The 25,063-nt window shown below is 37.4% G+C and carries 22 protein-coding genes and 1 pseudogene; 12 read left to right on the forward strand and 11 right to left on the reverse strand.

All coding sequences use genetic code 11. The features are described 5' to 3' along the window. Positions 1 to 20: 20 nt before the first annotated feature. The 5 genes and pseudogenes from E0W68_RS00320 to argS (E0W68_RS14045) form a co-directional block, all read right to left on the reverse strand. Complete coding sequence (locus E0W68_RS00320; protein WP_135217423.1) at positions 21 to 1,682, reverse strand: MBOAT family O-acyltransferase; 1,662 nt, start codon at positions 1,680 to 1,682, stop codon at positions 21 to 23. Further along, positions 1,682 to 3,094 (reverse strand): LysM peptidoglycan-binding domain-containing protein, encoded by a 1,413-nt coding sequence (locus tag E0W68_RS00325; RefSeq protein WP_135217424.1) that lies wholly within the window; start codon positions 3,092 to 3,094, stop codon positions 1,682 to 1,684. Before E0W68_RS00325 ends, E0W68_RS00320 begins: the two co-directional genes overlap by 1 nt. Next, positions 3,084 to 4,556, reverse strand: coding sequence for an SGNH/GDSL hydrolase family protein (locus E0W68_RS00330; protein WP_135217425.1), 1,473 nt, complete (start codon positions 4,554 to 4,556; stop codon positions 3,084 to 3,086). Before E0W68_RS00330 ends, E0W68_RS00325 begins: the two co-directional genes overlap by 11 nt. Positions 4,557 to 4,571: 15 nt before the next feature. Further along, positions 4,572 to 5,831, reverse strand: coding sequence for an arginine--tRNA ligase (gene argS, locus E0W68_RS14040; RefSeq protein WP_449404225.1), 1,260 nt, complete (start codon positions 5,829 to 5,831; stop codon positions 4,572 to 4,574). A 66-nt stretch (positions 5,832 to 5,897) separates the two neighbouring features. Further along, positions 5,898 to 6,716: pseudogene (gene argS / locus E0W68_RS14045) on the reverse strand (arginine--tRNA ligase domain-containing protein); the annotation flags it as partial. 238 nt (positions 6,717 to 6,954) lie between these two features. Here argS (E0W68_RS14045) and E0W68_RS00340 point away from each other — a divergent pair. Beyond that, on the forward strand, positions 6,955 to 9,366 hold the full coding sequence (locus tag E0W68_RS00340; RefSeq protein WP_135217427.1) for a TonB-dependent receptor domain-containing protein: 2,412 nt from the start codon (positions 6,955 to 6,957) through the stop codon (positions 9,364 to 9,366). A gap of 107 nt (positions 9,367 to 9,473) precedes the next feature. Here E0W68_RS00340 and E0W68_RS00345 read toward each other — a convergent pair whose 3' ends face one another. The 3 genes from E0W68_RS00345 to E0W68_RS00355 all read right to left on the reverse strand — a co-directional run bounded on the left by E0W68_RS00345 (position 9,474) and on the right by E0W68_RS00355 (position 12,142). Further along, positions 9,474 to 9,995 (reverse strand): L,D-transpeptidase family protein, encoded by a 522-nt coding sequence (locus E0W68_RS00345; RefSeq protein WP_135217428.1) that lies wholly within the window; start codon positions 9,993 to 9,995, stop codon positions 9,474 to 9,476. Between the two features lie 75 nt (positions 9,996 to 10,070). Next, positions 10,071 to 11,084, reverse strand: a complete 1,014-nt coding sequence (locus E0W68_RS00350) for a 3-oxoacyl-ACP synthase III family protein (protein WP_135217429.1) — start codon at positions 11,082 to 11,084, stop codon at positions 10,071 to 10,073. Positions 11,085 to 11,182: 98 nt separating this feature from the next. Next, complete coding sequence (locus tag E0W68_RS00355; protein ID WP_135217430.1) at positions 11,183 to 12,142, reverse strand: ABC transporter ATP-binding protein; 960 nt, start codon at positions 12,140 to 12,142, stop codon at positions 11,183 to 11,185. A 337-nt stretch (positions 12,143 to 12,479) separates the two neighbouring features. On the opposite strand from E0W68_RS00355, the gene E0W68_RS00360 reads away from it, so the two are divergent. After that, entirely contained in the window at positions 12,480 to 13,103 is a 624-nt protein-coding gene (locus tag E0W68_RS00360; protein WP_135217431.1) for a hypothetical protein, read from the forward strand. 81 nt (positions 13,104 to 13,184) lie between these two features. Here the strand turns inward: E0W68_RS00360 and E0W68_RS00365 are convergent, their stop codons facing one another. Together E0W68_RS00365 and E0W68_RS00370 are read right to left on the reverse strand one after the other, a co-directional pair. Further along, the gene (locus E0W68_RS00365; RefSeq protein WP_135217432.1) at positions 13,185 to 13,880 is read right to left on the reverse strand and encodes an OmpA family protein; all 696 of its coding nucleotides are present in this window, start codon (positions 13,878 to 13,880) and stop codon (positions 13,185 to 13,187) included. Positions 13,881 to 13,932: 52 nt separating this feature from the next. Further along, the gene (locus E0W68_RS00370; protein WP_225990317.1) at positions 13,933 to 14,382 is read right to left on the reverse strand and encodes a lipocalin family protein; all 450 of its coding nucleotides are present in this window, start codon (positions 14,380 to 14,382) and stop codon (positions 13,933 to 13,935) included. A gap of 273 nt (positions 14,383 to 14,655) precedes the next feature. Here E0W68_RS00370 and htpG point away from each other — a divergent pair, with 273 nt between their 5' ends. The 3 genes from htpG to E0W68_RS00385 all read left to right on the forward strand — a co-directional run bounded on the left by htpG (position 14,656) and on the right by E0W68_RS00385 (position 17,841). Next, the gene (gene htpG, locus E0W68_RS00375; protein WP_135217433.1) at positions 14,656 to 16,545 is read left to right on the forward strand and encodes a molecular chaperone HtpG; all 1,890 of its coding nucleotides are present in this window, start codon (positions 14,656 to 14,658) and stop codon (positions 16,543 to 16,545) included. A 95-nt stretch (positions 16,546 to 16,640) separates the two neighbouring features. Next, a complete protein-coding gene (locus tag E0W68_RS00380; RefSeq protein ID WP_135217434.1) occupies positions 16,641 to 17,420 on the forward strand; it encodes an endonuclease NucS domain-containing protein in 780 nt (259 codons plus the stop codon). A 13-nt stretch (positions 17,421 to 17,433) separates the two neighbouring features. Then, positions 17,434 to 17,841 carry a DUF2721 domain-containing protein gene (locus tag E0W68_RS00385; RefSeq protein ID WP_135217435.1) on the forward strand — a complete coding sequence of 136 codons (408 nt, stop codon included), beginning with the start codon at positions 17,434 to 17,436 and terminating at the stop codon, positions 17,839 to 17,841. On the opposite strand, the gene E0W68_RS00390 is transcribed toward E0W68_RS00385, so the two are convergent. After that, positions 17,842 to 18,444 (reverse strand): murein L,D-transpeptidase catalytic domain-containing protein, encoded by a 603-nt coding sequence (locus E0W68_RS00390; RefSeq protein WP_135217436.1) that lies wholly within the window; start codon positions 18,442 to 18,444, stop codon positions 17,842 to 17,844. A 136-nt stretch (positions 18,445 to 18,580) separates the two neighbouring features. Between E0W68_RS00390 and E0W68_RS00395 the strand changes: the two genes are divergently transcribed. The 7 genes from E0W68_RS00395 (at position 18,581) to E0W68_RS00425 (ending at position 25,022) form a co-directional block, all read left to right on the forward strand. Further along, positions 18,581 to 19,477, forward strand: a complete 897-nt coding sequence (locus E0W68_RS00395) for an EamA family transporter (RefSeq protein WP_135217437.1) — start codon at positions 18,581 to 18,583, stop codon at positions 19,475 to 19,477. A gap of 31 nt (positions 19,478 to 19,508) precedes the next feature. Next, the gene (locus E0W68_RS00400; RefSeq protein ID WP_135217438.1) at positions 19,509 to 19,862 is read left to right on the forward strand and encodes a DoxX family protein; all 354 of its coding nucleotides are present in this window, start codon (positions 19,509 to 19,511) and stop codon (positions 19,860 to 19,862) included. Positions 19,863 to 20,122: 260 nt separating this feature from the next. Continuing rightward, on the forward strand, positions 20,123 to 20,401 hold the full coding sequence (locus tag E0W68_RS00405) for a DUF2805 domain-containing protein (RefSeq protein WP_135217439.1): 279 nt from the start codon (positions 20,123 to 20,125) through the stop codon (positions 20,399 to 20,401). A gap of 103 nt (positions 20,402 to 20,504) precedes the next feature. After that, entirely contained in the window at positions 20,505 to 21,899 is a 1,395-nt protein-coding gene (locus E0W68_RS00410) for an alpha/beta hydrolase family protein (protein WP_135217440.1), read from the forward strand. 86 nt (positions 21,900 to 21,985) lie between these two features. Further along, entirely contained in the window at positions 21,986 to 23,821 is a 1,836-nt protein-coding gene (locus E0W68_RS00415) for a M61 family metallopeptidase (protein ID WP_135217441.1), read from the forward strand. Between the two features lie 67 nt (positions 23,822 to 23,888). Further along, on the forward strand, positions 23,889 to 24,185 hold the full coding sequence (locus E0W68_RS00420; RefSeq protein WP_135217442.1) for a hypothetical protein: 297 nt from the start codon (positions 23,889 to 23,891) through the stop codon (positions 24,183 to 24,185). Positions 24,186 to 24,287: 102 nt separating this feature from the next. Beyond that, positions 24,288 to 25,022, forward strand: a complete 735-nt coding sequence (locus tag E0W68_RS00425) for a DUF4369 domain-containing protein (protein WP_135217443.1) — start codon at positions 24,288 to 24,290, stop codon at positions 25,020 to 25,022. Positions 25,023 to 25,063: the final 41 nt, after the last annotated feature.

The following is a 25,063-nucleotide window of genomic DNA, read 5'->3' on the forward strand; positions in this document are numbered from 1 at the left end:
AATATTTAAAATCTTTATGATTAAAACTGGAAATAAATAAAGGGTTGCGACTCCGCCGATGCAGTTGCATATACCAACCAGTAAATAAAACCAAGCAGTATCGCCTTGCCTATCAATGGAGTTCGGTTAAAAGATTGGCGTAAAGTATTAATTATGCTATCCGGCGTAAAATGCCATACATAACCTATAAAAATGAGTAAAAAAACATTTTTATATCCCATAATTATAGTTTTCCATTGCTCAGGGTCAAAGGTTACTTTCCCTATATTATTTATAACATCCAAGGCAAGGGTAAAATCTTTAGCACGGAAAAATATCCAGCAAAATGCCACAAAGTGAAACGTTATAACCACCGCTATAATTTTCCATACTGCGTCAAAAGCAGTTTTCTTGCCACTTGTTGCAGGGAAAAACTCGGTAACCATTTTATGTACCGCAAGCCCCATGCCATGCAATGCCCCCCATACTATAAAGCGAAGGCTGGGGCCATGCCACAAACCACCTAACAACATGGTAGTCATAAGGTTTACATTCGTAACCATTGTTCTTTGTTTATCCTTAACAAGTGCAAATGAGAGGATAAACAGTGCTAATGCACCACTACTTATAATAATAGGGTAATAACTGACATCGAGCATTATTATACCCCAAGCCATAGTGGCTATAAAAAACAATATAGGGAATAAAAACCCGGCAAAAGAACCGCGACGATTACCCCCTACAGAGATGTAAAGGAAATCTTTAAGCCAGGTGGATAACGATATATGCCACCTGCGCCAAAACTCGGTTATACTTGCCGATTTATAGGGCGTACGGAAATTGGGCGGAAGCTCGAAACCAAGCAGTAATGCTATACCGATAGCCATATCGCTATACCCCGAAAAATCGCAATATATCTGTATGCTATAGCCATATACCGCCATCAGGTTTTCGAAAGCAGTATAACTGTTAGGGGCATCAAAAACCCTATCGACAAAGTTGACAGATATATAGTCGGATATTATTGCTTTTTTGATGAGCCCTCCCACAATGAGGAATAATCCATAATTTACCTCCTGTTTTGTAATAATTAACTTCTCATAAATTTTAGGAATAAAATCTTTGGCACGCACTATAGGTCCTGCTACCAACTGCGGGAAGAATGATACGAAAAACAGGTAATCAGGAAAACTTCTGGCGGGTGTTATCTCTTTACGATAAATCTCCACCGTATAACTTATAGACTGAAAAGTATAGAACGATATACCTACAGGAAGAATTACATCTGAAAATGAAAAGTTACCGCTAAAAAGATCATTATATGTACCTATTAAAAAATTGGTGTATTTAAAATATCCTAAAAGGGTAAGGTTAATTACCACACTGAGTACCACATATACCTTTCGCTGCAACTCGCGTGTTTCGCGGTATAGAAAATAGCTCAGTGTATAATCTAATGTAGAAGTAAACATGAGCAGTAAGAAATACATACCACTGGACTTGTAGTAAAAGAACAACGAAAAGCATATCACGTAAAAAATACGGGCATGAAATGTTTTTTTCAGTGCAATATATAAAGCATAAAATACTACAAAGAACCCAAGAAACAATCCCGAATTAAATAACAAAGGACTTTTAGGGTTATAAGTAAACCACTGCTGTACATCCTGCCAACTCAACTGTGGCAAAATATCATTCCACATCACTCGCCATTGTTTTTAAAGTTATTATATGCATTCATAAAAGCTTCGGTAAACAGCATCCCCTGTTTTTGATATCCTTGTACGGAATAGTGTACTTTATCCGAAGACATTAACCCTTTTGCTGCATTCTTGTTTACACCATACAACCCGCCAAGCTCCGAGAACATATCCCATGAAGCATAGTTTTCATCTGCTTCCTGTAACACTATGTTTTTAGCATAGGCAGCTACAAAAGTATTAGGATATTTTCGTTTAAATAAAGATGGTGGTGGTGTCATTACCAACAAACAGACTTCAGGGTTTTTAGCCCGTATATTATTGATGAATGTGTTTAATTGTATAATATAATCTGCCACTTCAATTTTATCGAAAGACTCATTAGTACCCAACGATATAATAATAAGATCGGGGTTTAAAGCGGGTAGCTGTTCAAAAAAGAGGGGGTATTTATTATAATCAGATGCTTTTGCCCCGTTTACCCCTATATTATGGTATAAAACACCCGGAGCATCTTTTTCCAGTACCAAGCCGTTAAGGCTGTAAATTTCTGAAGAAGCGTTTGGCAGCAGGTATATTTTTGACAAAGGCGCATCGCTGTGGTAACTGTAAGCCGTGCCATCATTTTCGAGCGGTAGCGGTATAAACTCAGAACGTTTTACCTTGCGCTGCTCCATCTCGCCAGTGGGTATTTTTAATGTTTTACCTGCCCTGATGTTATCAGAACGCAGACCGTTAGCTTTTTTTAGCTGTGCTACCGTTACGTGATATTTACGGGCTATCGTGCCCAGTACTTCACCGCTTTTAATCTTGTGGTTAATTACCTTTGGCGCATCCGATTCGAGAATTATGGTCTTAGAGCTTGTGGCAGCATCAAAACAGCTTATGTTTACGGGAGTTATAATTTTTAATGTATTGAAAGCATAGGCAGTATCGCGGAGGCTCACCTCTATTACAAAATCCTTTTGCGTGGTGAGCCCTATACCGCTCAACCCGATGGGTATGCCGTTTTCCGGATAAATATTACGTCGGCTCTCCCATGAGGCATTGGAGGTGTATCGAACATAGCGACTGCCGTTGGTCTTTGCCATACTGTGCGGGAAAGAAAATCCAAGCCCCCCGTTCCCAAAGCGGGTTTGCAAATTTTCACGAATTGTTCCGCTAAAAAGATCTGCCTGTATATGCGAGTCCCCTATATGTACTATATTTATTTTTCCTGATTTTTGCTCTTCCAGCATTTGCAGCTTCTCAAAAAAAGCCTTCATAGCAGTGCTATTGCTAATAATGTTGGTTAGAGTGACTATCTCTGTTGTATCAGCAGATATACTGTCAATAACCACCTCGGTGGTATCAACCTGAGCGCACGCGGTTAAACTTATTGTACAAAAAAAGATACTGAGCAATTTATTCAGCATGGGTAGAATCGTTTTTACGTTTTAAAGAGTCCTTTTTTGCAGCCTGTGTTTTTGGCTTCGGTTGCTTTATACCTTTCATTTTTTTGTATTGCTCATAGCCCTGATTAATCTGCTCATAAATCAGCCCGCCTATTTTCTCCGAGCCACGAAAATTAAAGTGGGTATAATCTTTATTGGCAAGTGCCGGCACTTCTTCAACCCATTTTACCATAGAGCCTTCGCCACCCATAAGGGTGTAGAGATTTACAAATGCAGCGTCTGACTGTACTGCATAACGTTTTTGTGATAGTGCCAAAGGCATAACGGCACTATCGGTTTTCATCTCCATATCATATTTGGTAGATTTATCGGCGGTAGAAACTATAAGTATTGCCACACCGGGAAAACATTCCCTAATATGCTTTACTACTGTTTTCATGCGCTTCTCATACCAACTGTAATTATAGGTACCATAGTTTAGCACATTGGCACCATAATGCAGCACAATAAGGTCGTAGCCCAACTCTTTGTTAAATGCCTGCATTACCTTAGGATTGAATATGGATATGGGTAACCCTGAATTACCCCTGCTCGAAAAGTTATCTACATGCACGCCCTTGCCATCATCAAAATTAAATCCGTAAAACGGAATAGAATCCGTAGCTATAAACTCCGCTTTAAAAGCTTTCAGGTCATAAGGTGCAATGGTAATCGTGTTAAGCAGTTTATTGCCTTCAAGAGCTTTAACTATAGTATCTTTACCCGTTGTAATTACCACCTCTCCCTCTTTATTTTCAGACTTACCATAAAACAAGGTAGGGTCATTAAGCAATAAAAGATTATTAAAACGGTTCGCCCTGTACTTTACCCATGCGGGGTTAACAGTATCATGCTTTGTAAAAAATACTTGTCCGGTAATCCCGAAAGGGCTTTCGGGATGCTTTACATTAAGGTAGGAAACCGTTTTCCAATTATTGGAAAACTCATGTTTGAGGGTACTTCTTGACGAAGCCGACTCTGATGTTATATTGACAAAGCCAACCCCCATACCGCCGAAGCGTTCCTGTAGCTTAGCGCGAAAATCTTTTACAACCAAATCACCATCGGTCATAGAGTCGCCAAAGTAAGCAATCCTGACTTTACCTTTATCCTTCGTTTCAAGTTGCAATAATTTTTCATAAAAAGCGATAAGGTGCTGATATCCCCTATAGTCTTCAAAATCTTCGGGAGGAAACTGTATGCCTTTTTGCTTTTTGAATACTATTTTTTTCTCGCGCAGGGTATCCTCTGCAGTATCAACAATAGTAGTATCTACAGCCTGTACTGCTTCAAGGGCAAGGCTGTCTATCACTATATTTTTAGAAACGACTGTGGTTTCAGGAAAAATTTTTCGGGGTAAAAATTGTTTAAATACCGCGAACGCCGCTATAGACAATACTACGATTGTAAACGACTGGTAAAAATAAGGCTTATTGCGGTTCACAAAAATTGTGGTTTATTACATTCGTTCCGGTACATCGATACCCAGCAAACCAAAAGCAGATTTTATAGTATCGCCTACTTTTTTGGAAAGCTGTATTCTGAATACCTTTTCATTCATCACTTCCGAGCCTAATACGGGTACGCTTTGGTAAAAAGAGTTATACTCCTTAACCAAGTCATAAGTATAGTTGGCTATTAAAGCGGGGCTGTGTCCTGCTGCTGCATTTTGCACTACATCAGGATATTGTGCCAGTTGTTTTAATAACTCTTTTTCTTTTTCGTGCAGGGTTACATCCTGCGGTTGCAGGGTTATTGCATAATCAAAATCTGCCCTGCGTATTAAGGATTGTATCCTTGCATAGGTATATTGTATAAACGGTCCTGTATTCCCTGCAAAATCTACCGACTCCTTAGGGTCGAACAGTATTCGTTTTTTAGGATCTACTTTCAGTATATAATATTTCAACGCACCAAGCCCGATAATCTTATACAGTCTTGCTTTTTCTTCTTCCGAATAATCGTCGAGCTTACCCAATTCTTCCGATATTTTTTGAGCTGTTTCGGTCATTTCAGCCATCAGGTCGTCAGCATCTACTACTGTACCCTCACGGCTTTTCATTTTACCCGAAGGTAAATCTACCATTCCGTAAGACAGGTGATACAGACTATCTGCCCAGTCAAAACCAAGTTTTTTAAGAATAAGGAATAATACCTTAAAGTGATAATCCTGCTCGTTACCCACTGTATATACCATACCGCCTACATCGGGGAAATCTTTTACCCTTTGTATTGCCGTACCTATATCCTGTGTCATATATACCGCTGTACCATCTGAACGGAGTACTATTTTACGGTCAAGCCCGTCTTCGGTAAGGTCTATCCATACCGAACCGTCAGGGTCTTTTTCAAACACGCCTTTTGCCAGCCCGTCTGCTACAACATCTTTACCCAACAGGTAAGTGTTGCTCTCGTAGTAGTAACTATCAAAGTCCACACCTATATTTTTATAGGTTTCTTCAAAACCTTTATATACCCAACCGTTCATCATTTCCCAAAGGGCTACAACCTCAGGATCGCCTGCTTCCCATTTACGAAGCATCTCCTGCGCTTCTTTTAAAATTTCTACTCTTTGTGTTATATATTTTTCACCTTCTAATTTAGAGAGCAGTTTTTTATTTGCTTTTTTTATGTGTATGTGTAAATATTGTTCATCTTCATCAAGCTCTAATTCTGTATCTGTATCTAAAAAAGGTAATTTAGCAACTAACTCTTGCATTTTATCTTTTAAATGTTGAGCTAATTGATTAAGTTTCGTTTCCTTTAAAGTAGTATTTACTTCCCAAAAGACGTTCTTTTCAACTTCTTCTCTAGATACATTTAAAGTCTTTAAAATATATTCTCGGAATATTTCCTGATAGCTATTTTTAATTTTTGATATTAATTGAGTACTTTCTTTACTATCTATCGACTCAGATATTCCTGATCCAAAAACATAATCTACGTGAGTTGTAAATTCCTCAAAGGCAATTTTTTTTAGTTCCTCTTTATAAGCTTTATCAAAAGCCACATAATAATTCCCTACCAGTTTATCGCCTTTTATATTGGCACTTTCAGGTGTTTCGCCATGTCCGAATTTTTGGTAAGCCAGCATCGATTTACAGATATGGATACCCCTGTCGTTAATAATCTGGGTTTTATATACTTTTTTACCTGATGCTTTTATAATCTCCGCTACCGAATAACCCAACAGTACATTACGCACGTGCCCTAAGTGCAGGGGTTTATTAGTATTGGGCGAAGCATACTCTACCATCATGGCTTTGCCGTCTTGTTGCGATGATACAAAGCCATAGGCTTCGTTATTTTTTATATCGTTAAAGAAGTTAATATAATAGACATCAGAAATTACGATATTAAGAAATCCTGAAACTACATTAAAACCTTCTACAATATCTGAATGTGCAGTAAGGTACTCGCCTATTTGGTTACCCAACGCTACAGGATTGCTCTTTACCTGCTTCAATAACGGGAATATAACCATAGTAATATCACCTTCAAACTCCCTGCGGGTTGCCTGTAACTCTATCTTTTCTAAAGTTATACCAAACAAAACCGTAACTGCGTTCTCAATATGGGAAGTTAAAATTTGTGATAATGCCATTTTTATATTGTTTTTTAAGCGTGCAAAGATAAACATATTTTAGTAACGCCCTGAAAAGAGCAGCTTTAAAAACAGGATTAATCTTTAAAAACAATAATAAAAAATATTTTCAGCTTTTAGTGTAACAAATTGTTATTTCGGTTGTCTTATGGGTATCAATCATCAATTAAAAAAACGAAATAACAGTACAAAAAGTAGGTTGCTCCGGCATCTACCACAATCATCAATCAACAACCACATGAATTTTAAGTTCTTTTTACTGTTCCTTATAGGGAGCTTAGCTACTATGCATGCCCAAAACCCGGGTAGTTTATCAGGTAAAGTTATCGACAAAACATCTTCAGAGCCATTACCTTATGTAAGTATTGTTGTGAAAGAAAACGACAAGGTAGTTACAGGGGGTATTACAGACGATAAAGGAGAGTTTGTCATAAAAAACCTTCCGCTTAATACCTATACTGTAGAGATACAGTTTATGGGTTATAAAACCAACAGCCTTTCTGCCAATATTAATAACGATAACAAAGCCGTATCGATAGGCACAATAGTACTTGCCGAAGCGGCAACAGAACTGAATGAGGTAGAAATTGTGAATGAAATATCGACCATAGAGCAAAAAATAGACCGTAAGGTTATTACTGTGGGGCGCGACCTTACTACGGCAGGCGGTACGGCATCGGAAATTATGAACAACATTCCATCGGTTAATGTAGATCAGGATGGTAATATATCGCTGCGCGGTAACCAAAACGTTAGGGTACTGGTAGATGGCAGACCTACCAATATGTCGCCTGCGCAACTGTTAAAACAAATACCCTCTACCTCTATTAAAAAAATAGAACTGATAACCAACCCAAGTGCCAAATATAACCCCGAAGGAATGTCGGGTATTATAAACATAATACTGCACAAAAACGCAAATGATGGCTTTAACGGAAGTTTTAATGCGGGTATTACCTTTGGTGAAACACCGAAGTACAATAACTCTGTTGATATGAACTACCGCACGGGTAAAGTAAACTTCTTTACCAATTTGGGTTCGAATACCGGTAAATATTTTAATGACGGTTATGTAGCCCGTGAAGACATTAATTCCAGACAGGTATTTGATATAACGAATGATAATGATGGGTTTTTGGGTAAAATAGGTATGGATTACTACATAAACGACAACAACACCCTCTCGGTATATACCAATCAAAATTACGGAGAAGGTTTAGGTAATGTGGGGATTGATATTACATATCCTCCCGGCTCGGTGTTTACCGATACCTACCAGCTTGCAGTATATGATACCGATAACCGAAACAATGCCTATAACATAGCTTATAAGCATAAGTTTGAAAAAGAAGGACATACACTGGATTTTGAAGGAAATTATAATGACGATGCTTCTAATCAGGATGCGGAATTTACCACTACGGTGGGCAACATAACTACGGTATATAATGACAAAATTGAGGATGACGGGAAAAATATTACTATGAACCTTGACTATGTAAACCCGATTAATGAAAAATCTACGCTGGAACTGGGTGCGGAGGCACGAATTATAGGCTCTGAAAATAATTATACAACCACTAACCCGAACGTAACTAACCCGGCACTGCAAAACTCAAATTATACCTATGATTTAAACATTTATTCGGCGTACGCGACATTCGGGCAGAAATTTGAGAAATTCAGCTACCAGTTAGGGGCGCGTTTTGAAAGTTATAAAGCAGAGGCTAACTTTAACAGAGGCGATGTTACTTTTAATGACGACTATATTACAGTATATCCATCGGCATATTTGACTTATACGCTTGACGAAAAAAACATGTTCCAGATAAGCTATAGCCGTCGTGTGGACAGACCGAGCCTGCAACAGACTAAACCTGTAAGGGAGTTTGCTACACCGCTTGTTACCTCTTTAGGTAATCAATATTTAAGACCTCAGTTTACCAATTCGGTAGAGTTGAACTATACCAAAATGGTAGGGCAGGGTTCATCAATAACTGCCGGTGTATTTTACAGATTGATAAACGACGAGATAAGCAGAATACTGTATCCTGACGAAACTACCGAAAACACACAAGACCAAATTATGAGCTTTGGCAATTTTGACAGAAATACTGCGTTTGGATTTGAGGTGTCTGCCAATTATAAAATTACAAAGTGGTGGAATATACAACCTGCTATAGATTTTTCGAGTATCTCTCAAAAAGGGGTTGTATCGATGCTTGTAGATGGCACAACCGACGAATATGAATCGGTTATTAAAGAGGTAGATGTTGCTGCCTTTAATGCAAGGCTTAACAGTAACTTTAGTGTAAATGAAAGGTTGAGTTTTTTGCTTTTCGGTTTTTACAGGGGCGCTGTGGATGGCGTGCAAAACAACTCAAAAGATATGCATAAAATAGATTCAGGAGCGCGATATACGCTGCTGGACAATAAAATGTCGCTAAGCCTTCGTTTTAATGATATGTTTAATACTATGCGTTATGGTTTTGATTCGAATAATCCGTTTCCGCAAAATGGTGAATTCCGTTGGGAAAGCCGTTCGGTATATTTCGGACTTAATTACAGGTTTGGCGGTGGTAAAAACAGAGCCATGCAGCGCAAGCAACGTGACGACAACACAAAACAATCCGGCGGAGGAATGTTTTAATTAATTTGTATTCCATCAATCAGGAATGATTTTCATATTTTAAGTTTAGTTAGTAGTAACCCTCACGGTGGAGATCGTGAGGGTTTGTTTTTTTATACCCAACTTGATTAGGGGTAAATTTCAATTACGGCATTTTGCTTTACTGTTTTATATAGCTCGTCAACTTCTCCATCGGTAACGGCTATACAGCCTGCTGTCCAGTCTTTCCAACGATGAAATTTACCAATATAGCCTTTACTGTTAGGCAACCCGTGTATTTTGATTTCTCCTCCTGCCGGCTTCCCCATTTTTTGGGCAAATGCTATATCATTTTCATTAGGATAGGATACACCCAAATTTTTGTGATAACCGCTGTTAGGATTTCGGTCGTTTATAGTATATATACCTTCAGGAGTTTTGTTATCGCCTTCGTATTGTTTATGTCCTATTGGTTTTTTACCTAACGAGATGGTATATGTTTTTAACAGCTCATCTCCCGAATAGGCGTGCATTTGTCGCTTACTTTTATAAACAATCAGTTTATCTACTGTTTTTCCCAACGGTAGTTTCTTTTCGGGATAAAAATAATAAGCTATCAAACCTAGGGGTAACAGAAGTATTAAAAACCAAACCATAATTTTTCGTTTCATAGTCGAAATATACAAAAAAAGCTACTCTGTAAGGAGTAGCTTTTGTATAGTATCTTGGTTATTTAGTATGTGATACTACCATTTTATAATAGCACTTCCCCATGTAAACCCGCTGCCGAAAGCTGCGAGTACTACAGTATCGCCTTCTTTTATTTTACCTTGCTCCCATGCTTCGGTAAGTGCTATAGGTATAGAGGCTGCGGTGGTATTACCATATTTCATAATATTATTATACACCTGGTCGTCATTTAGTCCGAACTTTTGTTGTATAAATTGTGATATTCTCAGGTTTGCCTGATGTGGTATCAGCATATCAATATCCGATACTTGCAGGTTATTGGCTTTTAAGCCTTCCATAATCACCTCGCTAAAGCGTACTACTGCATTTTTAAATACAAATTGCCCGTTCATATATGGGTAGTAACTCTCATCATTAGGGTCGTTATCAGCAATTATATCGGTAACCCAACGCTTACCCATACCGGGTGCTATTAATGATAATTCTTCTGCGTGCTGCCCTTCGGAATGCAAATGGGTAGATAGTATGCCTTTACTATTATCTTCTGTTCGAGATAGTACCGCCGCGCCTGCTCCGTCACCAAAAATTACTGATACGGCACGCCCTCTGGTAGTCATATCCAACCCTGTTGAGTGCAACTCCGAACCTATAACCAGTATATTTTTATACATACCTGTTTTTATAAACTGGTCTGCTACTGATATAGCATATACAAATCCTGAACACTGGTTACGTACATCGAGTGCACCAACAGTACGTTTCATTTCTAAATCGCGTTGTACCAGTACACCGGGTCCGGGAAAATAATAATCGGGGCTGAGGGTGGCAAATATTATAAAATCAATTTCATCTTTATCAATTCCTGCACGCTCTATAGCTATTTTAGCTGCTTTTACTCCCATAGTGGTGGTGGTATCGCCATCGCCTTTCACTACGTGCCTTCGCTCTTTTATACCGGTACGTTCCTGAATCCACTCATCATTAGTATCCATGATTTTGGAAAGGTCATCATTTGTTACAACATTTTCAGGGACATAGTAACCCAGTCCGGAGATTTTTGAATTATACATAAATATTATTTTAATAAAAACATAGGTGTAAAAATAAACATTCCTTAAAATTAAAAAGACATTTATCTTACTAATTTGACATTCTGTAATTTAGGAACTTATCCAAAAGCATTTCTGTTTACCGCCAAACCCACTTCTTTATCAACGGGAAGTGCTGTATAATGTTCGAAGAAAATAACCTGCCTGCCTAATGCCGATTTTATGAGGTAGTGATTTCCTTTAAAGTAGCATTGCTTTACCACAACTTTTAGAGGCCCGTCTTCGGCTATTTTAAGTTGGTGTGGATATATCAGTACAGTTTCCTCTGTTTTTTGGGTAAGTGTAAGCTGCTCCAGTTTTATTTCGTTCACCTCGCCAAATAATGAGGCTGTGTATTTGTCCTGAGGGTTATAGTATATTTCTTTGGATGGTGCTTTATGCAGTAATGTTCCATTTTTAATAACAAGGGTTTCATCTGCAAATGAAAGTGCATCAACACTGTCATGTGTTGCAATTATACATATAATTCCCTTTTGTTTGAGGTAAGCAAAAAGGTTTCTCCTCAAAGCATTTTTCCTGAAATTATCTATGTGGCTAAAGGGTTCGTCTAGCAGCAACACCTCCGGTTCTAATGCGAGTACTTTTGCCAGTGCAATGCGTTGTTGTTGCCCTCCGCTAAGGTATTGCGCCTTTACATCGGCAAACTCGCTCATCTCTACAATTTCCAATAGCTCCTTTATGCGTTGTTGCTTCTCTTCAGGATATATATTGGAAAGGTATTTACCTACATTTTCGGCTGCTGTTATATAGGGCATTAAGTCGAAATCCTGCGCTAAATATTTCATATAGGGCATACCCGGAACCAAGTTGAATTTTGGTCCTAATACCTGTTCGTTTTTATAAAGTATCTCACCTTCATCAAGATCATACAGTCCATATATTAGCTTTAAAAGTGTACTTTTTCCGCAGCCACTTTCGCCGATAACGGCAATATTTTGCCCTTTGGTTATTGTAAAATTTATATGGTGTATAATTTTGGTGTCGGTGTATCCGAAAGATATATTTTTAACTGCAAGCATGTAACGGAAGTAAATTAGTAAGCAAAAGTATTCAATTACAACCAAAGATTAAATGTGCTTTGATAAAAATAAAAAGGACATTACCGAGAAGCAATGCCCTTTTCAACCTAACCAATAAATAAACACACATTTATAAGAAAAAAAACGTATTCTTATTTTTTCATGAACCATTTTTACCCTATTTACGTAAATGACTGAGACTTGGATTTAGCTATAAAGTAAAAATTTATATTTTTTTTTCGTAACTTAATCTGTTAAATTTAGTTACGATTTAAATTTTAGTTATAATTTAAATTTTAGTTACAATATATTTACACAGAAATTAAAACTTTTACTTATGACAAAGAAAATTATTTTATTACTGCTATTTTTATCTCTTTGTGTCAGTATCAATGCTCAAAGAAGATTTGATCAGTATTCGCTCGAAGCTGGTTATGGTTTAGGTATATCGGGAGCACCCGGTATAACTGAATTTTCCCATTTTGAAATCGGTTTCAGATATATGGTCGATGAATATTGGGGGGTTAAATTTGATTATGGTTCGGACAGATTCAGGACTGACGGCTCGCCGGAACTGGGTACGGATTATCAAAGATACTCTGTACAGGGAGTGTATAACCTGGGAAGAACATTAGCCCTTACAGATTATGCAAATGGCTATTTTAACATGCTGGCGCATGGTGGTTTGGGATATTCATCCTTAAAAAACATTAATAAAAACGGTACTGATAATATTGGAAATGTTATAGTTGGTATAACCCCGCAATTATACCTTAGTGATGATTTTGCGCTTACGCTGGATACATCATTAATACTTAACTTTTCGCAACATTATGACTTTGATGGTACTTATCCTGACGGAAAGCCTACCAATAATGCCTTTGTGGGTAATGTTATCAATGCATCTATAGGAATAACTTATTATTTCGGCAGAAACAAAAACGGTTCTGACTGGAATTAACAAAAAATAAAAAAACTTCACCCCAAAAATCAAAAAGAGGCAGCCAAATGGCTGCCTCTTTTTTTATTATTTATATAAAATTTATTGTTTGGCTTCTTTTTGGGCATCCTGTATCATTTTCTCGTTTGCTGTAATCGCAAATTCTACACGTCTGTTTTGGCTTCTTCCTTCTGCGGTTTCATTGGTAGCAACAGGGTCTTCTATACCCCTGCCTATTGTGGTAAATCGTGAAGAACTAAGCCCTTTACCTGACAAGTAGTTTTTTACTGACTGCGCTCTTTGTTCAGAAAGCTTTAAGTTATAATCTACAGCGCCTGTGCTGTCGGTATAACCAAAAATCTGGATGTTAGTATCAGGATACTCGTTAAATACATTTACCAGTTTGTCAAGGTTTTGTTTTGCAGTAGCTGTAAGGGTCGATTTGTTAGTATCAAATCGTACAGAATTTTCTCCTAATACAAGTTTTATACCCTCTCCTACTCTTTCTACCTCGGCTCCGGGTAATGTTTGCTCAATTTTCTGAGCTTGTTTATCCATCCTGTTACCAATTACTCCACCTACAGTACCGCCTACTACACCACCTATAATGGCTCCAAGAGCAGTATTACCGCCTTTACCCAGATTATTACCCAATATACCACCTATAACAGCGCCCGAAGCAGCACCTATACCTGCACCACGTTGTGTGTTATTAGTATTTTTAACCGCCTCGCATGAACTTATGCTTATGCTTAGTATAAAGGCTAAAGCCAGTAAATAAATTTTAGTCGTTTTCATATCCTATTACTTTTGTTTTTGTTTAATCTCTTTTTAATAATTCTGTTTACTATTACATTTTCTGGAAAAGGTAAACTACCTCAACCGTGTTACCGCCTACATTTACATTATCTACAAGCTGAAAAGTACTTTCTGTCTGGTTTCTCATTTTAAGATAATATCCCTGTGTTACTCTTTTGCCCTTCTCACCTTCGGTTATTTTTAAGGTAAAATTCCCTTCTTTAGTAACAGTCCAAATAATAGGGCTGCTAAATGCAGGGCATCCGGCTTTGGTTATATTCATTTCACCTTTATTATTATTCGAAACAAATTTCCATGCGCTGCCTTCAAAACATTTAGAATCGGCAATATCAAAAGAGTTTACCTTAATGTATTCCGAACCCGGGTAAGAAACCTTAGTTATAGTCCAATTGCCCTTCAGTCCCGTTTGCGATTTTTGGTCAAGAGAGCCACACGAAACTATAAAAGCCATTAGCATACTTAAAAGAAATACTTTTTTCATAAATATAAAAGATTAGTTATTTGTTTTGCTCTATTGTTTGAGCGAATAAAGTTACTAAGAATATAGTTTACTTTGTATAGGCGTTTTTATAATTTTAACAGGAATTATAGCAATAACTGCCTATTACAGCAATCGGCTACCTATTAATTAGAATTATCAAAAATCAAAAAACGTAGATATGCCAAAAAAATGCCAATTTGTCACAACAAGTCGCTTGGTATCTTATTTGAGTAGCTAAAGCCAACGAACAATAATACTAAAACCATTCATACTATGACAACAGGAAAAATTAATGTTTCGGTAGAGAACATATTTCCCTTAATCAAAAAGTTTCTATACAGCGATCACGAAATCTTTTTACGTGAATTAGTATCAAATGCCACCGATGCTACACTAAAACTAAAGCACCTTACTAATATTGGCGAAGCAGGCGGTGTAACGTATGGCAACCCTTTTATTGAAGTAAAAATTGATAAAGAGGGTAAAAAACTGCACATTATTGACCAGGGTATTGGTATGACAGGCGAGGAGGTAGAAAAATACATCAACCAAGTTGCTTTTTCGGGTGCTGAGGAATTTTTGGAAAAATATAAAGAATCTGCCAAAGATTCAGGCATCATAGGTCATTTCGGTCTTGGTTTCTACTCGGCATTTATGGTGGCGGAGAAAGTAGAGATTATTACCAAATCGTTTAAAGATGAGCCTGCGGTGCACTGGGTGTGCGACGGCAGCCCTGAGTTTACCCTTGAGCCTGCTGACAAAACTGAAAGAGGAACAGAAATCATTTTGCACATTGCAGAAGATTCTACAGAATTTTTAGAAGAGTACCGCATAAGGGAGTTACTTAAAAAATACAACAAGTTTATGCCTGTGCCCATTAAATTTGGTACACGCACAGAGACATTACCAAAACCGGAGGATGCTCCCGAAGATTATAAAGCCGAAACAGTTGAGGTTGATAACATTATAAACAACCCTAACCCGGCTTGGACAAAACAACCCAGCGACTTAAGTGAAGAAGACTATAAAGACTTCTACCGTGAGTTATACCCAATGCAGTTTGAAGAGCCGTTATTCAACATTCACCTGAATGTAGATTATCCGTTTAACCTGACAGGTATTTTATACTTCCCGAAACTTTCGGCTGACTTGCAGGTACAAAAAGATAAAATTCAGTTATACCAAAATCAGGTATTTGTTACTGATAATGTAGAAGGCATTGTTCCTGAATTTTTAACTATGCTTCGCGGGGTTATCGACAGCCCGGATATTCCGCTGAACGTATCGCGCTCGTACCTGCAAGCCGATGGTGCGGTTAAAAAAATATCAAACTACATTACCCGTAAAGTAGCCGATAAGCTAAAATCGTTATTTACAGAAAACCGTGAGGATTTTGAGAAGAAATGGAACGATATTAAAATCGTACTGGAATACGGTATGCTTAGTGAGCCTAAATTCTACGAAAAAGCAGGAGCATTTGTACTATACCCAACAGTAGATGATAACTACTTTACACTGGATGAGTTAAAAGAAAAACTGGCAGCTACGCAAACGGATAAAGACGGCAAACTGGTAGTACTTTATGCATCCAACAAAGATGCACAGCACAGCTACATTGCCGATGCTAAAGACAAAGGTTATGAAGTTTTATTGTTAGACTCCCCAATAGTATCGCACCTGATACAAAAACTGGAAGCGGATAACGAGAACATTACTTTTGCCCGTGTGGATGCCGACCCTATAGACAAGCTGATACAAAAAGAAGAGGAGCAACTATCAAAACTAAGTGATGAGGAAAAAGAGAAACTAAAAACTACGCTTGAAGCGATTGTACCGAAAACGACTTATACCGTACAGCTTGAAGCTATGGACAGCAATGCTGCACCCTTCCGTATTACACAACCGGAGTTTATGCGCCGTATGAAAGAAATGAGCCAAAGCGGTGGCGGTGGTATGTTTGGTATGGGCAACATGCCGGAAATGTACAACCTTGTGGTAAACACGAACCATGAGCTTACCAACAGCATACTGCACACCGAAGACAAAGCGCAGCAGGAAGCACTGGTAAAACAAGCACTTGACCTTGCCAAGCTAAGCCAAAACCTGCTGAAAGGCGAAGAGCTTACAGCCTTTGTAAAACGTAGTTTTGAAATGATAAAATAATTTTTTTAGACGTTAGATAATAGAGGATAGATAAAAGACCTGTAGTGAATGCTACAGGTTTTTTTGTTTATATTTGAGAAACTAAAGTATTAACTATGGAGAGACCTTACGTATGGCAAATGATTAAAGAGGCTGTTGAAAACTTAGGAGGCAAAGCAACTTATCCGGAAATAAAAAATTACATTTTTGATAAATGGGGTGAGGTAAATAATTCAACTATAAATGCACAGTGTCTTGTTTTATCCGTAAACCAACCTTCAAGAATTCACTACACAGAAAACCACAAGCCACGTTTTACAAATGGTAACTTACCCTATGATGTCCTCTTTTCTACAGGAAAAGGTCAAGTTGTTTTATACAATCCAGAAGAACATGGTATTTGGGAAATTTACAAAAATGATTTTGATGGCTTGGAAATTCGGCAACAAATTAGCAATGATGATTTCGAAGAGATAATTGAAATTGAAGATGAAAAAAATTTTGTTTTTCCTCTGGAAGCAAATCTCCGTGATTTTTTAATTAAAAATTTAGATACAGTTAAAGGAAAAAAATTAAGCCTTTATATTGATGAGAATGGCAGAGATGGAAGGGAATATCAAACAAAAGTAGGTTTAATTGACATATTGGCTATAGATGAAAAAGGAAATTTTGTGGTATTTGAGCTAAAATTAAATAGAGGTATGGATAGGGCATTAGGTCAATTACTCAGATATATGGGATGGATAAAGAAAGAACTTGCAGGAGATAAAAAAGTTAGTGGTATTATTGTAGCTAATAAAATGGATGAAAAAATAAAATATGCTGTATCTATTATTCCCGACATCTCGCTTTGGGAATACCAAATGACTTTTGAATTAAATAAATTAGACAATTAATAGCATTCTCAATATGCAACTCTCCATAGAAACCCCTGCTCTACTATTTTCGGCAACATCTTTAATACTGCTTGCCTATACTAACCGTTTCCTTACCATAGCAGGCATAGTGCGCGGGTTGAAAAAGAATTATGAAGAAAACCAAACTAAAAGCATACTCCTCGAAATCAAGAACCTTAACCTACGGCTAACGCTTATCCGCCACATGCAAATGTATGGGGTGTTAAGTCTGTTCTTTTCAGTGTTTGCGCTCACACTGCTTTTCTTCGATATTCAAACGTGGGGCATGTATATGTTTGGGCTTAGCCTGTTGCTCATGCTGGTATCGTTGGCGGTTTCCTTTTGGGAAATAAGCATTTCGGTACGTGCGTTACAAATTCACCTCAGCGACCTTATAGAAGAAGCCAACAGAAAGAAATAGTTAGTCTGTTATCCAAAGTAAAACAGGCTTTTGGGTTTGTTTTAGCTTAGCATCCAATTTTCGCATAAAGTTATCCGATACCGCAGGGCAACCCCAACTTAAAGGGCTGTATGTAGGATATATTTCCACATCAGGAACGGCATCCCACGAGTGTAGCACTACCACCCTATCTTTAGCATTGCTGTTACTTTCCTCCAGCCCGTGCAGCCAATACTTTACATTAATGCCCCATGAGCTGTAGTCTCTGCTCCCCACTTTATATTTTCCTTTACTGGTACAATGGCTCTCGGCACGGTTACTAAATTTAGCTTTTTGGTATTTAGTATCGTTAGGTTCATAGGCATCGCAACTGCCATGCGTTACTACGTTTTTATCCGTTATTTTTCCTTCGTCAAAACTATATACATAAAAACGATTTTTACCTGAGTGAATACTCATATCGATAAGAAAATAATAATCGGTACACATCCCTTTTTCTTTACAAAATTTCAATGCTTCATTATGAGTGGCAGCATAATCTTTTTCGGGGAGTACTTCTCCTTTTTTAGGAGAGTCGGCACAACTAAAAAAACTTATTAATAGCAAAATAAAGGCTCTTATCATATCATAACAGTATAGGGTATTACTTATAACTAAAAATATAGTTGACTTAGTATAATGATAACATTTAACCACCTGATTAATTTTACCATACCAATGCATTACCCTATCTTTGCAGGCTTTTTTAATTGTAAAAATAATGTCGCAAAATAATATAGTAAAAGGTGTTTTATTAGTAGGGCTTGGTGCTGCCAGCTATGGCATGCTTGCCACTTTTGTAAAACTTGCCTATGGCGAGGGCTACACCACTGCTGAGGTTACCTCATCGCAGTTTATACTGGGCATACTGGGTATGTTGCTGATAAATGCTTTTCAGAAAAAACGTAACGGCAATAAAACGGTAAAAGCATCAAAAAAAGATGTGTGGCAACTTATGCTTGCCGGTACTTCGCTGGGGCTTACCAGTTTGTTTTATTACTTAGCCGTAAAATACATTCCTGTATCTATAGGTATTGTAATGCTTATGCAAACCGTATGGATGGGCGTAGTTTTGGAAGGGGTACTTACCAAAACATTTCCTTCGGTTCGAAAAGTAATCGCTGCATTGATTGTACTTACAGGTACGGTACTTGCCACTAACTTAATAGAAAGCAGTGCCCTACCCGACTGGCGCGGTATAGGTTGGGGGTTGCTTGCAGCAGCCTCTTTTACCACCACAATGTTTACTTCTAACCGTATTGCAATACACCTATCCTCTACCCAACGCAGTTTGTTTATGCTATTGGGTGGGGCTGTTATAGTATTTGGTTTTGCTGCTTATAACTGGACAGGGACTTTTAATACTGCTATTTTCCTAAAGTGGGGTATTGTATTGTCATTATTCGGTACTATTATCCCGCCTATACTTATGAATGCAGGGTTTCCGCATACAGGGCTTGGGCTGGGCAGTATAGTATCGTCGTTAGAGCTGCCTGTATCAGTAATGATGGCTTATATAATATTAAATGAAAATGTTACTGCACTGCAATGGATAGGTATTGTATTGATTATTGCTGCCATAATAGTAATGAACATTAATACCCGAAAGAGAGTATAATTTTGGTTAACTTTGGGTAAAACCAATGTTTATGGAATTCCCCTGGCACTTATACCTCATGGCATCGCTGTATATACTGGCGGGTATTAATCATTTCCGTGTACCCAAAATGTACCTGCGTATTATTCCGCCCGTATTTCCTGCTCCAAAATTGCTAAATATAATAAGCGGACTTGCAGAAATAGTACTGGGCATAATGCTCTTAGTACCCGAAACCTCAACTTGGGGAGCTTGGGGTATAATAGCCTTACTTATAGCTATATTTCCTGCCAATATTTATATGGTAACCCATAAAAAAGCCGGTTTTGGTTTGCCCAAATGGGTGCTGCTGATGCGCCTTCCTTTACAATTATCACTACTATATTGGGCCTATCTATACACCTGAGCATTAAATATTGTTATTTTTAACAGTTTTATAACTTTCACCAAGCATCAATTATCAAAAAGTATTGCAATATTTATCTGTAATAAAATCATTTAATTGATTATTATAAAAAATATTTTAGCATATAGGTGTGTTTATTACATGATTTTAAAAAAATCATAAAAAATATTTTTTGTTTATTACTAATTAAATTTTTTAGTAATATTGGTTATACAAATCGTAAACATTAAAAATAATATCTGATTAAATTTTTTCATCTGATGAAAAAGAGTAACCGTGTAGAATTGGAAAAGGAAGCAATTGACAGAATTGTAACGTTGGCTCAGGAAGAAAAAAAGCCCTTCCAGGAAATAAAAAAAGAGTTTGGTTTATCTGAAAAAGAAGTAACCGAGATTATGCGTAAAAGATTATCAGCAGATAACTTTGAGTTGTGGAAAAAGAAAGTTGCCGGCAAAAAACCAAAACCAAAGCCGCAAAACTTCAATGCTATCGAAGATGACGATCTTGATAATAAGTATTATATCAATAAGAAATTTTAGTAAACGGCTCCTTACACAAGGGGCTTTTTTATTGAATAAACCCAAGTATCTTTGATAAAATTAGAAATAATCTAACGGCTTAAATATAATAACATTATTATTCATGAAAAAAATCGTTACCCTACTCACCCTACTCATTACTACGGGGCTATTTGCCCAAGACATAACCGGTTCATGGCACGGGCTGCTTACATTTCCCGGAGGAAAGCTGCGTATAACTATAAATGTGAAACAATCAGAAAACAATTATGTTATTACAATGGATAGCCCGGATCAAGGCGCAACAGGCATCCCTACAGAGAAAGTAAAATTTGAAAACAATGCCTTGAGCTTTACTATACCCGCAATTAACGGAGATTATAAAGGCACGTATGAAAATAATGGTTTTACAGGCACATTTACACAAAACAATTACCCTATGCAGCTTAACCTGGGGCGTGAGGAAATAAAAGCTGAAAAACCCGAAAGACCCCAAGAACCTGCCAAACCCTATCCGTATTATAGTGAAGAGGTTACTTTTAAAAACGAAAAAGCGGGTATAACCCTTGCCGGAACACTAACTATGCCTAAAAAAGAGGGCAACTTCCCTGCCGTAGTGCTTATAAGCGGTAGCGGATCGCAAAACCGTGACGAGGAACTACTGGGACACAAACCTTTTTTGGTATTGGCAGACCACCTTACAAGAAACGGTATTGCTGTATTGCGCTATGATGACAGGGGCGTAGCTGCTTCGGGGGGTGAGTTTGAAGGTGCTACTACTGATGATTTTGCTACTGATGCAGCAGCGGCTTTTGCCTACCTGCAATCGTTACCCTCTATCAATAAGAAAAAAACAGGGCTTATAGGACATAGCGAAGGAGGTACTATTGCACCTATAGTAGCTTCAAAAAATAATGAGGTTGCCTTTATTGTACTTATGGCAGGTACGGCAATACCGGGAGATGAACTGATGATGCTGCAAAACTACCTGCTGGGCAAAGCTAACGGAATGCCTGAAGAGGAATTGACAAAACTGGGTAACATAAACCGAAAAGTATATGATGTGATTAAAGAAGAAAAAGACGGACAAGTGCTTAAAACAAAACTGCAAAGTATGTTTAACAGCGAGTTGAAACCGCTATTTATATCCAAAGGTATTCCTGCCAATCAGGTATCACAATACATCAATATGCAGGTGGCAGAGCTTTCTTCGCCTTGGTACACCAATTTTATACGCTATAACCCTGCTCCTGCCTTAGAAAAAGTACAATGCCCCATACTTGCTCTTAACGGAGATAAAGATTTACAAGTTGCAGCTATTGCCAACCTTGATGCTATAAAAAGAGCGGCTGAAAAAAGCGGTAATAAAAAAGTTATTACTAAACAACTGGCAGGACTTAATCACTTATTTCAGGAAAGCAGTACAGGCTCGCCATCAGAGTATGGTAATATCGAACAAACCATAGCACCTTCGGCATTAAACGAAATTTCGGAATGGATAATTAAGCAAGTAAAATAATTTATTTTCAATAAATTACGTTAATTTTGAGTTTAGCTGTAACAATATGATATTTTAATCTACTTATGAGTATCAAAAAACGTAATATGAAACAATTTATCTATTCTTTTGCTTTTACAGTACTCGCTTTCAGCAATGTTACAGCACAAAAAAATGATGATGTAAAGGTAGCGATAGACCTTAAAACCATTACTAATGACAAGGTAACCGTTACGGTAACGCCACCTGCTTTTAAAACGAATAGCACAACCTACTTTATCCCGAAAATCGTTCCCGGTACCTACTCGGCAGATAATTACGGTAAGTTTATTGAGAACTTTAAAGCCTATGACAAAAAAGGCAGAGCGTTAGAAGTCGTAAAAGCGGATGATAACTCATGGAAAATAGATAATGCCAAAAAATTAGTAAAAATTACCTATGAAGTAAATGATACTTATGATACGGAAGGTACGGGGGCACACGAAATATTTTCGCCTGCGGGAACTAATATTGTCGCTAACGAAAATTTTGTACTGAACACACACGGTTTTATAGGCTATTTTGAAGATATGGGTGAGCTGCCTTATGAGCTTACCATAACCCACCCTGCTACACTATGGGGGGCAACTTCTTTTGTAGATACTAACGACAGTAATGAGATAGATGTTTTTAACGCTCCACGCTATCCGGAGGTGGTAGATCATCCGATAATGTATTCTAAACCGGACTATACCAGTTTTATGGTAGATGGTATGGAGATACTTATCAGCGTTTATTCGCCAACAGGCAAAGTAACTGCAAAAGACATTACTCCTGAAATGGAAACCATGATGCGTGCACAAAAGAGATTTTTAGGAGCTATAAACAGCACCAAAAAATACAGCGTATTAGTATATCTTTCTGATATAGAAGGTAATGATGCCAAAGGTTTCGGAGCGTTGGAACACACCACATCCACAACAGTAGTAATGCCTGAGGCTATGCCGCTGGAACAATTACTTTCTTCTCTTAAAGATGTAGTATCACACGAGTTCTTTCATATTGTAACACCGTTAAGCGTACACTCAAAAGAGATCCATTTTTTTAATTACAATACGCCTAAAATGTCTGAGCATTTATGGATGTATGAGGGTGTAACCGAATATTTTGCTAATTTGTTTCAGGTAAATCAGGGACTTATTACTGAGGAAGAATTTTACATCCGTATGGCAGAGAAAGTAGCACAGTCAAAACAATTTGATGAGACTATGAACTTTACCAAAATGAGTAAAAATATATTAGAAGCGCCTTATAAAGATGCTTATTATAATGTTTACCTGAAAGGAGCACTTATAGCCATGTGTATTGATATAGAAATGAGGGAAAGCAGTAATGGTGAAAAAGGAATTCTTGACCTGATGCAGGCTTTATCAAATGAATACGGCAGTAATAAACCTTTTAATGATGAAGATTTATTTACAAAAATAACAGCATTAAGCTATCCTGCTGTTGGCGAATTCCTGAATACTTATGTGGCAGGATCTACCCCAATACCCTATGATGAATACTTTGCCAAAATGGGAGTAACTAAAGCTATTGTAGAAAAACCCGGCAATCCTTTCCTTAAAAATGAGCAAACACCCTATGTTACCATAAATGCCGCTAAAGAAATTGTAATATTACCTAATATAGAAGGAAATACCTTTATGAGCAGTCTGGGCATTCAGGCAGGCGATGCATTACTTTCTGTAAATGATACTGCATACAATCTGGATAATATTTACGACCTGATTATGAACAGTATGAGCTGGAAAGAGGGAGAGCCTATAACGGTAACCATAAAAAGAGATGAAAAAGAGCAAGTACTTAATGGAAAGGTACAATTGCCTACGGAAGAAATAGAAGGCTACCAAAGTGGCAATGATGTTAAAGTACAGCTAAGAGAATCTTGGCTTAAAGGATAAATCAACTCAAGGTTGCCCTTTTCGGGGAATCTTGATTTTTATAGACTACTAACAAAACCTACTTATTATGAAAAATGCGTTATTACTATTTATGCTTGCCTTTAGTGCAATAGCCATGGCAGGTACTAAGGAAAAAGAAACAACTAAAAGCAAAACAAATTCTGTTCATACATCTTTTATATACCAAGTTGAAGATGGAAACGGAGAAACTAAAAATGATACCATAAAAACCAAAAAGAGTGAAACCTCTCTTGCCAGCCAAATAAGCGGTGGCGATGGTTCTCGTTTTGATATCAGTGTACTCATTGTTGATTTTATCAATCGGAATAATATTAAAATAGCCAAACGCATTTTAAAAGATTAAACAAAAAGCTGCCTGTTGGCAGCTTTTTTACTTTAACCCCTATAGCATAAAGTATAATTTTCATTACTTTGCGAAAATTTTAAAAATAACATTTACACGTATATGAAAAGAATTTTCCCGCTGCTTACTGCTGCTATATTACTGCTTACCGCCTGTAATGATAAAAATGAACACGCAGATACCAACCTGCATATTACCGGATATGTAAAAGGGTTAAAACAGGGTAAACTTTATATACAGCATGTAAGAGATACTGCTCTGGTAACTATAGACTCGATTATAATTAACGGACAGTCATCTTTTGAAAGCCATTTAAAACTGGAATCGCCTGAAATGTTATACTTGTTTTTAGACAGAGGGCAAACCAACTCGGTAGATAACAGCCTGCCGTTTTTTGCCGAACCCGGCGAAATGACTATAGAAACTACCATTGATGCGTTTTTTTCAAAAGCGAAGATTACAGGCTCTGAAAACCATAAGATGTATGAAGAGTTCCTAAAAATGAAAAAACGCTTTACAAGCGATAATCTTGACCTTATAGAGAAGAATGTAAAGGCAGCACAGGAAAATAACAGAGAACAACTTGACAGCATTTCTCAAAAAATGGATCAGCTTTTAAAAAGGCGTTACCTTTTTACAGTGAATTTTGCACTCAATCATGCTAAATATGAATTAGGTCCGTACTTAGCACTCTCTGAAATATATGATGCGAATGTTATCTACCTTGATACTATACAAAAAAGCATGACTCCCGAAGTGGCAAAATCGCATTACGGAAAATTACTTACCAAATATGTAGCAGATATAAAAGCTGAGGAAACTGATTCGATTGAATAGAAGAAGAAAACATAATACAAACAAAAAAACGCTTCAGTTTC

The sequence above is a fragment of the Flavobacterium salilacus subsp. salilacus genome (assembly GCF_004634195.1).
GTDB lineage: Bacteria > Bacteroidota > Bacteroidia > Flavobacteriales > Flavobacteriaceae > Flavobacterium > Flavobacterium salilacus.

What these genes read in the sequence shown, in the direction of transcription:
- E0W68_RS00405 (WP_135217439.1), top strand. Translation starts at nt 20,123, where the DNA reads ATGAAAAAGAGTAACCGTGTAGAATTGGAAAAGGAAGCAATTGACAGA.
- E0W68_RS00360 (WP_135217431.1), top strand. Translation starts at nt 12,480, where the DNA reads ATGACAAAGAAAATTATTTTATTACTGCTATTTTTATCTCTTTGTGTC.
- E0W68_RS00320 (WP_135217423.1), bottom strand. Translation starts at nt 1,682, where the DNA reads ATGTGGAATGATATTTTGCCACAGTTGAGTTGGCAGGATGTACAGCAG.
- E0W68_RS00370 (WP_225990317.1), bottom strand. Translation starts at nt 14,382, where the DNA reads ATGAAAAAAGTATTTCTTTTAAGTATGCTAATGGCTTTTATAGTTTCG.
- E0W68_RS00395 (WP_135217437.1), top strand. Translation starts at nt 18,581, where the DNA reads ATGTCGCAAAATAATATAGTAAAAGGTGTTTTATTAGTAGGGCTTGGT.
- E0W68_RS00380 (WP_135217434.1), top strand. Translation starts at nt 16,641, where the DNA reads ATGGAGAGACCTTACGTATGGCAAATGATTAAAGAGGCTGTTGAAAAC.
- argS (WP_449404225.1), bottom strand. Translation starts at nt 5,831, where the DNA reads ATGCAAGAGTTAGTTGCTAAATTACCTTTTTTAGATACAGATACAGAA.
- E0W68_RS00400 (WP_135217438.1), top strand. Translation starts at nt 19,509, where the DNA reads ATGGAATTCCCCTGGCACTTATACCTCATGGCATCGCTGTATATACTG.
- E0W68_RS00355 (WP_135217430.1), bottom strand. Translation starts at nt 12,142, where the DNA reads ATGCTTGCAGTTAAAAATATATCTTTCGGATACACCGACACCAAAATT.
- E0W68_RS00385 (WP_135217435.1), top strand. Translation starts at nt 17,434, where the DNA reads ATGCAACTCTCCATAGAAACCCCTGCTCTACTATTTTCGGCAACATCT.
- E0W68_RS00420 (WP_135217442.1), top strand. Translation starts at nt 23,889, where the DNA reads ATGAAAAATGCGTTATTACTATTTATGCTTGCCTTTAGTGCAATAGCC.
- E0W68_RS00350 (WP_135217429.1), bottom strand. Translation starts at nt 11,084, where the DNA reads ATGTATAATTCAAAAATCTCCGGACTGGGTTACTATGTCCCTGAAAAT.
- E0W68_RS00390 (WP_135217436.1), bottom strand. Translation starts at nt 18,444, where the DNA reads ATGATAAGAGCCTTTATTTTGCTATTAATAAGTTTTTTTAGTTGTGCC.
- E0W68_RS00410 (WP_135217440.1), top strand. Translation starts at nt 20,505, where the DNA reads ATGAAAAAAATCGTTACCCTACTCACCCTACTCATTACTACGGGGCTA.
- E0W68_RS00340 (WP_135217427.1), top strand. Translation starts at nt 6,955, where the DNA reads ATGAATTTTAAGTTCTTTTTACTGTTCCTTATAGGGAGCTTAGCTACT.
- htpG (WP_135217433.1), top strand. Translation starts at nt 14,656, where the DNA reads ATGACAACAGGAAAAATTAATGTTTCGGTAGAGAACATATTTCCCTTA.
- E0W68_RS00415 (WP_135217441.1), top strand. Translation starts at nt 21,986, where the DNA reads ATGAAACAATTTATCTATTCTTTTGCTTTTACAGTACTCGCTTTCAGC.
- E0W68_RS00325 (WP_135217424.1), bottom strand. Translation starts at nt 3,094, where the DNA reads ATGCTGAATAAATTGCTCAGTATCTTTTTTTGTACAATAAGTTTAACC.
- E0W68_RS00425 (WP_135217443.1), top strand. Translation starts at nt 24,288, where the DNA reads ATGAAAAGAATTTTCCCGCTGCTTACTGCTGCTATATTACTGCTTACC.
- E0W68_RS00345 (WP_135217428.1), bottom strand. Translation starts at nt 9,995, where the DNA reads ATGAAACGAAAAATTATGGTTTGGTTTTTAATACTTCTGTTACCCCTA.
- E0W68_RS00365 (WP_135217432.1), bottom strand. Translation starts at nt 13,880, where the DNA reads ATGAAAACGACTAAAATTTATTTACTGGCTTTAGCCTTTATACTAAGC.